Raw genomic sequence first — 11,778 nt, 5'->3', positions numbered from 1 at the left:
AAATGCCTTCCATCACGGAGTCGTTGTTTGTTCGAGCAGCAGTTGATCCACGGCCAAACGAGAACGAATGATCGCAGTTGAACAATTGGAATGCTGGAAACTTGAAATGTGGATCTTCCGACAGCTTGCCAAAACACGGCAAAAACTCTCGTGGCCAGAAATCCGAAAGTGGCCAAACCGGTGGCCAATAAGAAACGAGCCGGCTCCCTAAACCCCGTAAAACACGGCGTTTTCGAAGGTGCAAGTGCCAGCTCCCCGCCTCCACTTCAAAAGCCGAGTTGTGAGCAATCGCAACTCGGCTTTTTCTTTGGACCTGTGGCAAGTCTCCAACCACATCTCGCCGAACCGTCTTCAGCATCTCCGACGCGATCAGTAGGTTGGAAAATGGGGGGTAAAAAATGGTCCAGCGCCCATCACCAAGCACGGGCGCCATGCATTTCATTTTCTAACCTCACATCATCTAACCACCCCACCGTCAGTGATCCCATCTCGGTTCACTGACCCATCAATGCACCTCCAACAAACCAAGGTTTCGGAACGCGCGATTGCCGACGGTGTGATCAGACAGACGAAGGTTCTTGCGAGGGTGAGTTCATTTCGGTTCCGTCCAAGTGATCTTTCCTATCTGCTTTTGAATGTCGAGAAAGACACTCGCTGATTCGAACTCGCGCGTGTAGGTGGTGCCATCCTTCACGGCAGGTCCCTTGGGCGGTCCCAATGGCTTGTCGTATTCTGGGAAACGGGTGAGCCATACGGCACTGTCATTGTTGTTCACGCTGTATCCATCATGAGGCAGAAAGTAGCTGTACTTTTCGGCGCAGATCAAAAACGCAGATCAAAAACAGCGCCAAGCAATACTCCAGGCGTGGCTGGATGTTGGCTACCCGTGACACTTTCTTGCGACTGTCATCAATCTTCAGTCCTGTGAGCGCCGCGTCGCCCAGGCCGATCGACATCGCGATGATCTTCCCCTGACGTGCGGCTTTCTGAACGGCGTCGATCCCTTTCGCTAAATACTCCACCCGAGTCAGGCCATTGGTCTGGCTCTCGATGCCTTCCAAGTAGGATCCGTCAAAGTACCGCATGGTGTCCAAGCCAGAATCTGGCAACCTTGCTCGGATGACATTGGCCAACAGCATCTTGTTGGCTGGAATCCTGTCCTTCAGGACTTGCATCATCAGGGAGTAGCCGTCCGTGACTTCCTGCTTTCGTTTGGCTCCGATTTCCCCACGAAGGTACGCTGGCTCCAGGGCCTTGATGTTGCCATCCAAAAAGATTCCGTCGATCTCATCGTGGCTGGCCACTTCCACGCAGTGATCGACCCACCATCGACGCAACTCAGGATTGGACAGGTCGTAGATTTCCCGAACGCCACGATGCAGCTTTCGGTTCCCGTCTTTGCCCTGCAAGAAGGCTCCGGGGATGTCCCGCAGCCCGGCATTGGTCTTGTACCCGGAATAGTTGCACATGACATTTCGGTAGTACAGAACACACGTGTCTTCGTTGACGGATTTGATCGCCTTAGCTGCGGCAAGCGACCCAGCCTCGGTGGAGCCATGGGTCCGGCTGCCCGTGGTCTTCTCCAGCGTGATCAACGGGAATCCGCCCAGATAATCCAACTCGTCGGGAGTGAAATCGGTCGCCTTTCGGATGTGCATGTACAGAGGCACATGATCCCAACTGAATGGAGGCCGAGGCGAAGCGACGCTGTCATTGACCGTTTCAGTACCTTCGCCGGGCGAAGCAAGCGTGTCGTCGGCATTCGCAATGCAACAGCCCGCGAGGCAACACACGGAAACGAAAACCATTGCTGGTACGATGCAGTTGCTTCTTCTCATTCTGGCCTTCCTCTTGAGAGTTTCATCCGTTGCTTTGAATTCCGTCGGAATTCACCCGCCAACCACGCTCATTGGTGAACCCGAAAACACAGACAGCGTCCCATCCGAACTCGCAGTCTCCACCAATGAACTTAAAATCGTTGCCGGCGGAATTGCCCGTAGCCATTCAGGAAAGCAAACGCACGCGGACTCGCTGCGTGGCTCGAGTTCTGAAAACGTTTCTTCCACTGGAACTGCGACAGGCGTTCGCGTGAGTGGTTGGCACCATCGTAGCAACGACCGCTTCCTGCCGCCTCGTTGTGCCATCTCAGTCTCGCCCAATCATCGTCCGCTTTCCCAGGCGACTGCACCTCGCAGTCACAATTAAATCGTGAACCTTGACGGCGGACGCGTGTCTCTGCTTCGAAGCAACCTCTCTGGAATTTGAAATGAACACCTTCACGACATTCACAACATCCTTCTCCGAATCCACCTCGTCATTGAACGAAGAGGCTGGTTTGGTGCGTCGTGAATGATCCTTTAAAAGCAATTCAATCCGATCCACCAAGCCCGCCATGTGATTCACTCGGCGGGCTTTTTTCGTGTGTGACGTAGGCTGCCAGCCTGCGTTTTGTGAATCGACAGGCGTGAAGCCTGGCCCACTTTTTGTTTCTTCGTTTCTGTTCCTCTGGCGCTCACGCGAGCGAAAAGGCTGCCGAGGCTGCTCACCTCAACGGCTGGCGAACGGTGCGAAATGTTTCCTTTGAAAAGGGAGTTCACGAGCTATGGTTCAAACCGAAATGACGCAAAAGGTCTCCGTCAACGTTGGCACCATCGGTCACATCGACCACGGTAAAACAACGCTGACATCGGCAATCTTGCGTGTTCAAGCTGAGAAAGGGCTGGCGAAGTACAAATCGTACGAGTCGATAGCGAAAGGCGGCATTGTTCGCGACAAGAACAAAACCGTGACCGTGATCGCTTCGCATGTGAAGTACGAAACAGATGGTCGCAGCTACGCGCACATCGACTGCCCGGGCCACGCTGACTACATCAAGAACATGATCACCGGCGCCGCTCAGATGGACGGTGCTGTGTTGTTGGTTTCGGCCGCCGATGGTCCGATGCCGCAAACGCGGGAGCACATTCTGCTGGCTCGGCAAGTCGGCGTGCCTCACTTGGTCGTGTTCATGAACAAGTGCGACTTGGTCGAAGACGCCGAACTGTTGGACTTGGTTGAAATGGATCTGCGAGAAATGCTGACGCAGCACGGATACGCCGGCGACGACGTGCCGGTCATTCGCGGCTCGGCCAAGCAGGCTCATGACGATCCCGCCAACCCGATTACCATCGGGTGCATTGAACAATTGTTGGATGCACTCGACCACTCGATTCCCGATCCGCAGCGTTCGATCGATAAACCGTTCTTGATGCCCATTGAGAACGTCTACTCAATCGCAGGCCGTGGAACGGTGGTGACCGGAAAGATCGAGCAAGGCATCGTTGCGGCGGGGGATTCGATCGACATTGTTGGCTTGGCTGACGAAACCCCGAGCGATGTGATCACGCAAGTGGAATCGTTTGGCGAAGTGCTTGAAAACGGCAAGGCCGGCGACAACGTTGGCGTGCTGCTTCGCAAGACCGCTCACACCGCGATCACGAAGGGACAAGTGTTGGCGAAAACCGGCAGTGTGACTCCGCATCGCGAGTTCGAAGCGGAAGTGTACGTGCTGAAGAAGGAGGAAGGTGGTCGGCACACGCCGTTCTTTGACGGCTATGCCCCGCAGTTCTTTTTCCGAACCACGAACGTGACTGGCAGTGCATCGGTGTTGGACGGAGTGCAAATGGCAATGCCCGGTGACGGCGTCCACCTCCGCGTCGCATTGAAGCAACCAATCGCTCTTCGTGATGGCGACCGTTTCGCCATCCGCGAAGGCGGCAAAACAGTCGGCTCGGGTGTTGTGACTCGCGTCGTCGTTTGACACAACCAATGACAAACGCCCGCGACGGATCCTTCTGTCGCGGGCGTTTTCTTTTCCGAATGTTCAATCGCGAACCACTTTCCACATGCAGTGTCATGGTGGGTGCGATCGGTCGGTGTGAGTTCCAGCGGCGCGGTGGCCTCGCGCGTTTGCGATTGGCTTTCCGTGTTCCGCGAAATCCCCTGTGAAGGGGCGGGTTCTAAACAGGCATCGACCGAAGTAGCTCAGTTGGTTAGAGCATCAGATTACGGATCTGACGGTCGCGGGTTCGACTCCCGTCACGCATCACCGCTTTGACCAAAAAGTCAGAGCGTCGGGCGCCAGGCGTCTCAATGGAAGCTGGCGGGCATTCGGTTGCTTTGTCGGATCGGCTGATGAAGACGAACGACCTTGGTCGCAAGTCTTCGTTTGGCAGCACGATGGTTTCGCCCTGCAAGTTCGCAGACGGATCATCCAGCAACATCGAAGGAAGCTGAGGACGGACTTTGAAACTTGGATTGGCAACGCAAAGCCCAGGCCGAGCCACGCTGATCCAAGCCAAATCCCCGAATCAGCAGACGACGGTCAAGCCGGATGCTCTCGAGCCAACTTCCGCGAATGTTTCGTGTGATTCAGCGAACAACCGCGTGCCCAAAAGCCTCCGTTTTCATTGGACAGGCACCCCGCCTGTCAATTTCAATTCTCCTCGCAGGCAAAGTAGGTACGCAGGAATGATTGGGGTTCGTCACGTGAGCCGTTTGGGCGTTAGCCCCGGTTGTGCGTGGGAACCATGGCAAACGCCAAACGGCTCACATACCCGAAGACACCTGCGTACCAACTTAGAAGGTGACAGCACCTACCATGATCACGAAGATTCTTATCCGCAGTTACGAAGTCGGCTTGAAGTTCCGCGACGGTGAATTCGTTGCACTTCTCGACTCAGGAACGCACTACGTCTTCGCGCCGTTCTCCAACATCACCATCGAAGTGGTGAGCAAGCGAGATCCATGGCTCCAGCACGAACAACTGGATGTGATTGCAAAGTCCGGTGCACTGTCTGGCAAAGCCGATGTGGTCGACTTGCAAGATCACCAGCGTGCGCTGGTTTGGATCGATGGTCGATTCAGCCGCGTGCTTGGTCCTGGCCTGCACACTCACTGGGTTGGCGTTCGCGATGTCCGCATCGAAACGATTGCAGTGCAAGACGCCCGGTTCGAGCACAAGCAGCTCGTGTCGATTGTTCGCGGCGGCGACGCCAATCGTTTTCTGGACGTGTGCAAGGTCGATCGAGATCATATGGGCGTGCTGTACTTGGACGGCCGCTATGTCGATCAACTCGAACCAGGTTTGTACGCGTTTTGGAAGGACGCTGGTGAGGCTCGTGTTGTCGAAATCGACATGCGTGAATCACAGGTCGACGTGTCGGGCCAGGAAATGCTGACCGCCGACAAGGTGAGCCTGCGAATCAACGCGATGATCACTTATGTGGTGAAGGATGCTCGCCGCGCCGTGAGTGCATCGGAAGACGCGCGTCAATCGATCTACCGCGAAACACAACTCGCGTTGCGGTCCGCGGTTGGCAATCGAGACCTGGATGTGTTCCTATCGGGACAAGCAGGCAGCGAGAAGGATGATTTGATCGAAGAACTCGAAACCAACGTCCGAGACCGAGCCAGCGTGCTCGGGTTGGAAGTCATTTCGATTGGCATCCGCGACGTCATCCTGCCTGGCGACATGAAGGACTTGATGAACAAGGTGACGGAGGCCAAGAAAGCGGCCGAGGCCAACTTGATCGCACGTCGTGAAGAAACGGCTGCCATGCGCAGCCAAGCCAACACGGCAAAGTTGCTGGCGGACAACCCAACGCTGATGCGACTGCGAGAATTGGAGGTGCTTGAAAAGATTGCCTCCACCGGCAACATGAACATCGTGCTGGGCGACAAAGGACTCGCCGATCGCGTTGTGAATTTGCTGTAAAACAAGAGTGCCCGCGGCGGAGTGATCTGTCGCGGGCATTTTTCGTTCGTAGTGGATGAGGCAACGAGTCCCGCTGCAATCCATTCGTTCCCTCATCCACTACATTGGTGCTATGAAAGCCAGCCAAACACTCATCTCGACCAGCAAGTTCCTCAGCCTTGTTCTGCGGCACCAACCGGACGTCATTGGAATGAAGTTGGACGAAGAAGGCTGGCTCGAGATCGATGATTTGATTGCGAGTGCCAATGCCCGCGGCAAGAAGCTGACTTTGGAATTGGTGCACGAAGTCATTGCCACGAACGACAAACGACGTTTCGCACTTAGCGAAGATGGTTTGCGAATTCGCGCCAGCCAAGGTCACTCTGTGTCAGGCGTGGATTTGAAGCTTGAGAAGCAGACGCCTCCCGCAACGCTTTATCATGGGACTGTGGCCGCGTTTCTCGACAGCATCCGTGAAGGCGGATTGCAAAAGCGTGCTCGAAACCACGTTCATTTGTCCGGCGATGAAACGACGGCCACGAAAGTTGGTTCGCGGCGAGGCAAACCGATCATCCTTCGTGTCGCTGCCGGGATGATGCACGAAGACGGTCAGGAATTCTTCCTCTCCGCCAACGGCGTGTGGCTGGTCGATTCCGTGCCGACGAAATACTTGGCGTTTCCAAGATGAGCACGAATGCAATGACATGCGACGCGATCGTTGGATGCCTTTTGGGGACCGCGGTTGGCGATGCGTTGGGGCTTCCCTACGAAGGTGTTTCGCCGCAGAGAGCCGAGCGTTTGCTTGGACCGGCGGATCGCTACCGGTTTTTCTTTCGGCGGGGGATGATCTCGGACGATACGGAGCACATGTGCATGGTGGCTCAGTCGCTGATCAAAGCGCGCGGCGATGTCAATGTGTTCACCAACCGTTTTGCAAGTCGGCTGCGTTGGTGGATCTTGGCCTTGCCAGCGGGAGTTGGCAAAGCAACGGCTCGGGCCGGAGTCAAACTGTGGTTGGGCGCCAAGCCAGAAAACGCGGGTGTGTTCTCTGCTGGAAACGGACCGGCAATGCGAGCTGCGATCTTCGGTGCCGCGATCGTCGATGTGCCATCGCTGTTGAAAATGGTGCGAGCCTCCTCGCGGCTGACACACAGCGATCCCAAAGCCGAATACGGAGCGATCGCGGTGGCGTTGGCTGCGAAACATTCGCGCCAACACCCAACGATCAATGCAAACCAATGGCTCGATCAAGTCGTCGATGCGGTCGGAGAAGCCGGCACCGAGTTGGTTGAACTGCTTCGAAAAGCAATCGAGAGCGTCGGTGAGAGAGAGTCCACGAACACGTTTGCCGATTCGCTGGGGCTCGGCAATGGAGTCACCGGCTACACGTATCACACCGTTCCGGTTGCGATTCATGCGTGGCTATCGCATCCGAAGGATTTTCGCCAAGCCGTGACTGAGATGATTCGCTGCGGAGGCGACGCTGACACAACCGCCGCGATCGTTGGCGGCATTGTCGGTGCCGGGGTTGGTCGCGAAGGGATCCCAGCGGAATGGATCCACGGCATTTGCGAATGGCCTCGCAGCACAGCGTGGATGGAGCGACTCGGTGATTCGCTGGCTCGTTCCGTTGCCGGTGAGGCGTCCGTCGAAACTCCGACAATCAATCCGATCGCTGTCTTGCTTCGCAATTCGTTTTTTCTAATCGTTGTTCTCTTTCACGGCTTCCGCCGACTTGCACCACCTTACTGATCATTGGCGTCGTGGTGAGAACAGGAATGAAGTGGGCTGTCAAGCATCGGCGCGATGCCAGGTGGAACCTGGCCTACAGAACTTGGTAGCTGGATTCGCCAGAATTCAGAGGCGCGAGTTGTGGGCCTCCGAATTCTGGGCGAATCCGGCTACCGTCTTGCGAACGTGGCTGGTTGTGACGGACCCGTTGTTGTGTAGGCCAGGTCCCAACTGGCGCGGGTGCTATGCCGGAGGACATCGCCTTCGCCACGGCAGGTTGTCTGGACGCCTCGCTTGGTTCCCAAGCATCGGCGCGGTGCCAGGTGGAACCTGGCCTACAGCACTTGGTAGCTGGATTCGCCAGAATTCAGAGGCGCGAGTTGTGGGCCTCCGAATTCTGGGCGAATCCGGCTACCGTCTTGCGAACGTGGCTGGTTGTGACGGACCCGTTGTTGTGTAGGCCAGGTCCCAACTGGCGCGGGTGCTATGCCGGAGGACATCGCCTTCGCCACGGCAGGTTGTCTGGACGCCTCGCTTGGTTCCCAAGCATCGGCGCGGTGCCAGGTGGAACCTGGCCTACAGAACTTGGTAGCTGGATTCGCCAGAATTCAGAGGCGCGAGTTGTGGGCCTCCGAATTCTTGGCGAATCCGGCTACCGTCTTGCGAACGTAGCGATTGCTTGGGTGAACGACTTCACTCGTGTGCTGACGGGCATTCTTGCGATTTCGTTGCATTCAGCTCGATGAATCCCTTCCACTGTTCCGGGACATCGTCTTTGTAGAAGATGGCTTCGGTGGGGCATTCAGGCACGCAGGCTCCGCAGTCGATGCACTCGTCGGGGTCGATGTAAACCATTCTGTCGTCTTCGTGAAAGCATTCGACCGGGCAAACCGGCAAGCACGCTTTGTCTTTGCAACCAATGCAAGGTTGTGTAACCACCATCGTCATTTTCGTGTCTCCTCCAGTGGGATAGGCTTCCAGCCTGTCATGAATGTCGATCACAGGCAGGATGCCTATGCCACCAGGGAAGTGAGAAACCAACGTTGGAACCGGACAGCAGTCGCGAAAAAAATCAGAACCTCTTTGAGTCGATCATGGATCGACCCGACGGATGGCTGCTGCGTGAGTGGAAATCTGGAAACGAACAAGCCGCCGAAGTGTTGTTCGATCGTTACGCAATCCGATTGGTCGCGTTGGTCGCCAGCCGCCTGAACCGTCGCTACCGATCCTCCATTGATCCGGACGAAGTCGTCCAGTCGGCGATGGGAAGCTTCTTTGACGCGGCAAAACACAGCCGCGTGCAGGTCAGCAGCAATGTTTCGCTCTGGCGACTCTTGGCAACGTTCGCTCGCCTGAAAATGTCCCGATCGATCGAAAGGCTTTCTGCTGCCAAGCGAGGTGGGAACCAGAACCGTGTGACGCTGGAGGAAGCATCAACACATCTCGCCAGCGAAGAAACATCTGAAGCGGGCGAGCACGTGGACACGTTTCTCAGCTCCTTGAACACAGAACTTTCCAGTGATCTGTTCGCGATTGTGGAGGGCCTGCTAGCAGATCGGTCGCAGCGTGACATCGCGAACTCACTCGGAATTGACGAGCGGACGGTGCGCCGCCGTCTCGTGAGAATTCGCCAAAAGCTGGAAGGGAAATCTCGGCATGAGCCTGTCGCGAACAGCCCCGTTGCCGCGTCCTCTTCCTTGCCTCGCGTGGGCTACAACGAGTTCGTGCTGGGAAAGTTGATTGGCAGCGGCGGTTTCGGAAAGGTCTATCACGCGAGGATGCAGTCAGACGATCGCGGCGTTGCCGTCAAATTCTTGCGAAAAACGTACTGGCAAAACGATCCTGCCCGGCACTCGTTCCTTCGCGAAATCAACATCGCCTCGCAAATCCATCATCCCGGCATCATTCGATACGTCGCCCACGGCGAATCTCCACACGGTGGTCCGTACGTCATCAGTGAATGGATCGACGGTCGGCCAGTGCACGCGCTCGATCGCGTCACGGCAGCGCAGTTCATCGGCTGGTTATTGCAAATCTGCGAGACGCTCGAGGCGGTGCATCAAGCCGGACTGGTTCATGGCGATCTCACACCGAGCAACGTTCTCGTTGACTCGCACGACCGAATCACGATCACCGACTTTGGATTCTCACAAGCCTCGGATTCTGGCCCGACGTCTGTTCTCGGTGGCACTTTGGGTTTTGCTGCCCCGGAACAAATCGATCCGTCTTTCGGTGCGATCGGCATTCCCACCGATCTCCACGCGATCGGCGGTTTAGTCCACTGGCATCTGTTCAAGCAACCGCCCCAGTCCGGTGCATCGGCGGTGGAGATGATGTCGCGAACTCTCCACTCGGAAGAACGATTCTTTCGACCGCCAACCGGCGTCCCGCCTGCTCTGCACCAAATCATGGAAGCAACGCTTGCGCCGGCCCCGGCGGATCGAAAGATAACGCTCACCCAAATCACAAACCTTCTTCGCGGTGCGATCCATTCCGGACACACCATCGAATCATTGGGCAAATGATTCGATGGAATCGCATCCCCGTGATGCCGCCCGAGTCAGCCGGAACCTTTGACAACCAGTAGCACAGCGACCACGGCCAAACCCACTGCGACCAACGTCCGGAATCCGCCGGCAGAAAGTCGGGTGCTGAATCGTTTGCCCACTGCGATTCCGAAAAGGGCGGCCGGAATGATCAATGCAGACTCGATTGCTGATTGCTGGGAAATATCAGCGGTCGCAAGAAGTCCGACCACTTTGAATACTGACAAGGCCAACAGAAACTGATTCACAAAGGCTTTGAATTGTTCTTGATCCCAGTCCTGCTGCAACGCGAACGCGACGACGGGAGGCCCGGGCATCGTGACGGCGCCCATCAGGAATCCCGACGCGATCCCAATTGTCGTCGAGCCCGCAACATCGTCCTTTTCTTCCGAGGGAGCGACTTCGCTTTCGTCAAACACATCCGTCGTTTCCTCCGTCCGCTTGCGTGCCGCGCCTCGGTTGTAGAACGAGTACGCGATCATCATCAGCAGTGCGACACCGGTGCCACGTGTCAGCCAATCCAGATTGATTGAGTTGAACAACCAAAGCCCCAGCGGCAACCCAACCAAAGCTCCTCCCAGTGCAAACAACAGCGGACGCCAAACAACACCACGACGATAGGCCCAGACAGTCCCCATCTGAACTGGAACCGCACAAAGGCTGACCAGCAAATGAGTGTGCCGGGCGTCGATGACCAAGGGCATCAATCCAATGGCGACAATTCCAAACCCAAAACCGATCCCGCTGTGAACAAAGCCTGCTGAAAAGGCGATGGCAGCCACCAGACCGATCACGACGATCCAGCCTTCATCGAAACCGATCTCGCCGCCAACGGATTCTGAATCGCTCGCTAGTTGACCGATTGAGTCGTCCGCCGCGGCGAGCGACATGTCACCCAACCCAGCACCGAATGCCAAGGACAACAACACGAGCAAGATTTTGCAGAGATTCATCGTGAAAGGTTTTCTATTGAATGCGCGGTGGTTGATTCGTTTTCGAAGGCACGTTCACGCAAGGCTTTCATGTCGCCTTCGATCACGTTGTCAGAAAATGGCTGGTAGGGTTGGCGAACCAATTCGGCGAGCGGACCAACCCACGAGTGGAACTGGCCGTCGTTGATCGCATCAAAAATTGAATTGGAAACGAGCGATGGGGAGGATGCGAAATCGCCGAAACCGGCGGCACAGCCCATGTCCGTCTGCGTGGGACCGGGATGAACGCTGATCACGCGAGTCCCCTGTTCCCCCAACAAATCCTTCAGCCCTTGGGTGATGGAGTACGCTGCCGCTTTCGAGGCGCAGTAGGTCGCGAAACTGGCAGATGCTCTCACCGATGCGACACTGTTGAGCTGCACGAGCACACCACCGCCATTTGCCTGGAGGACCGGCGCGAATGCTTGGGCCACTCGCATCAATCCATAAACGTTGATGTTCATTTCCTGTTGCAGAGCTTCGATCGCATCTGGCTCCAGCGAGCTCTTCATGTTCATCACGCCGGCGTTGTTGATCACGATTTCGACATCCGTCGCCACTTCCGCTGCCTCGACAATCGAATTCGGCTCTTCAAGATCCAGCCGAATCGGCACGACTCGGTCCCCGTGCATTTCGATGAGCGGTGAAACGGTTCGTGGATCGCGGACCGCGGCGTAGACCTTCTTCGCCCCTCGTTCAATGGCATCGTCAAGGATCACTCTTCCGATGCCCCGATTGGCTCCGGTGATCAACATGGTCTTATTGCGTATTTTGTCTGTCATGATTTCAACAAGTC

The 11,778-nt window shown here is 56.2% G+C and carries 10 protein-coding genes and 1 tRNA gene; 6 read left to right on the top strand and 5 right to left on the bottom strand.

All coding sequences use genetic code 11. From position 1 onward, the window contains the following. Positions 1 to 592: 592 nt before the first annotated feature. Both CEE69_RS33495 and CEE69_RS33490 read right to left on the bottom strand, forming a co-directional pair. Positions 593 to 775, bottom strand: coding sequence for a putative glycoside hydrolase family 15 protein (locus CEE69_RS33495; protein WP_261341343.1), 183 nt, complete (start codon positions 773 to 775; stop codon positions 593 to 595). Positions 776 to 785: 10 nt separating this feature from the next. After that, entirely contained in the window at positions 786 to 1,838 is a 1,053-nt protein-coding gene (locus tag CEE69_RS33490; RefSeq protein WP_261341342.1) for a putative glycoside hydrolase family 15 protein, read from the bottom strand. Positions 1,839 to 2,602: 764 nt separating this feature from the next. Between CEE69_RS33490 and tuf the strand changes: the two genes are divergently transcribed. From tuf to CEE69_RS12950, 5 genes are all read left to right on the top strand, one after another. Beyond that, positions 2,603 to 3,799: an elongation factor Tu gene (tuf, locus tag CEE69_RS12970; RefSeq protein ID WP_099261066.1), complete on the top strand. Its 1,197-nt coding sequence runs from the start codon at positions 2,603 to 2,605 to the stop codon at positions 3,797 to 3,799. 219 nt (positions 3,800 to 4,018) lie between these two features. Further along, positions 4,019 to 4,084, top strand: a tRNA-Arg gene (locus CEE69_RS12965). Positions 4,085 to 4,624: 540 nt separating this feature from the next. Beyond that, on the top strand, positions 4,625 to 5,755 hold the full coding sequence (locus tag CEE69_RS12960) for a slipin family protein (RefSeq protein WP_233215191.1): 1,131 nt from the start codon (positions 4,625 to 4,627) through the stop codon (positions 5,753 to 5,755). Positions 5,756 to 5,867: 112 nt separating this feature from the next. Continuing rightward, positions 5,868 to 6,422 (top strand): RNA 2'-phosphotransferase, encoded by a 555-nt coding sequence (locus CEE69_RS12955; RefSeq protein ID WP_099261064.1) that lies wholly within the window; start codon positions 5,868 to 5,870, stop codon positions 6,420 to 6,422. 11 nt (positions 6,423 to 6,433) lie between these two features. Then, positions 6,434 to 7,486 (top strand): ADP-ribosylglycohydrolase family protein, encoded by a 1,053-nt coding sequence (locus CEE69_RS12950; protein ID WP_099261249.1) that lies wholly within the window; start codon positions 6,434 to 6,436, stop codon positions 7,484 to 7,486. A 672-nt stretch (positions 7,487 to 8,158) separates the two neighbouring features. Here CEE69_RS12950 and CEE69_RS12945 read toward each other — a convergent pair. Next, on the bottom strand, positions 8,159 to 8,413 hold the full coding sequence (locus tag CEE69_RS12945) for an indolepyruvate ferredoxin oxidoreductase subunit alpha (protein ID WP_099261248.1): 255 nt from the start codon (positions 8,411 to 8,413) through the stop codon (positions 8,159 to 8,161). A gap of 146 nt (positions 8,414 to 8,559) precedes the next feature. On the opposite strand from CEE69_RS12945, the gene CEE69_RS12940 reads away from it, so the two are divergent. Then, positions 8,560 to 9,990, top strand: a complete 1,431-nt coding sequence (locus tag CEE69_RS12940; protein WP_143549219.1) for a protein kinase domain-containing protein — start codon at positions 8,560 to 8,562, stop codon at positions 9,988 to 9,990. A gap of 35 nt (positions 9,991 to 10,025) precedes the next feature. On the opposite strand, the gene CEE69_RS12935 is transcribed toward CEE69_RS12940, so the two are convergent. Next, complete coding sequence (locus tag CEE69_RS12935; protein WP_099261063.1) at positions 10,026 to 10,964, bottom strand: sulfite exporter TauE/SafE family protein; 939 nt, start codon at positions 10,962 to 10,964, stop codon at positions 10,026 to 10,028. Beyond that, on the bottom strand, positions 10,961 to 11,764 hold the full coding sequence (locus tag CEE69_RS12930) for an SDR family oxidoreductase (RefSeq protein WP_099261062.1): 804 nt from the start codon (positions 11,762 to 11,764) through the stop codon (positions 10,961 to 10,963). The genes CEE69_RS12935 and CEE69_RS12930 overlap by 4 nt, the downstream gene beginning before the upstream one ends. Positions 11,765 to 11,778: the final 14 nt, after the last annotated feature.

Source organism: Rhodopirellula bahusiensis, from assembly GCF_002727185.1.
In the GTDB taxonomy this organism is placed as follows: domain Bacteria; phylum Planctomycetota; class Planctomycetia; order Pirellulales; family Pirellulaceae; genus Rhodopirellula; species Rhodopirellula bahusiensis.
This window is presented reverse-complemented; position numbering and strand designations above follow the sequence as displayed.